This is a genomic window from Micrococcus sp. GbtcB5 (assembly GCF_019091605.1).
GTDB classification, from domain to species: domain Bacteria; phylum Actinomycetota; class Actinomycetes; order Actinomycetales; family Micrococcaceae; genus Micrococcus; species Micrococcus luteus.
On sequence record NZ_JAGXJK010000493.1, the window covers coordinates 1 to 235 of the forward strand.

Genomic DNA, 235 nt, shown 5'->3' on the forward strand with positions numbered 1-235 from the left:
ACGTCCTCACCGCCCGGGACGCCCAGCGCACCGACCTGCAGTGAGCCCGCGCCAAGGGCTGCGCCGGCGCCTGCCCGCTGGGCCCGTGGATCGAGACCGAGCTGGACGTGGTGCCGACCGGCGGCCTGCGCATCACGTCCCGCCTCGACGGTGAGACCCGCCAGGACGGCACGACCGCGGGCATGGTCTTCGGCGTCCGCGAGCTCGTGGCCGCGGCCTCGGAGATGTTCACCCT

The 235-nt window shown here is 74.9% G+C and carries 1 pseudogene; it reads left to right on the plus strand.

The features are described 5' to 3' along the window. Positions 1-235 (plus strand): annotated as a pseudogene (locus KVS67_RS13225) (fumarylacetoacetate hydrolase family protein); the annotation flags it as partial.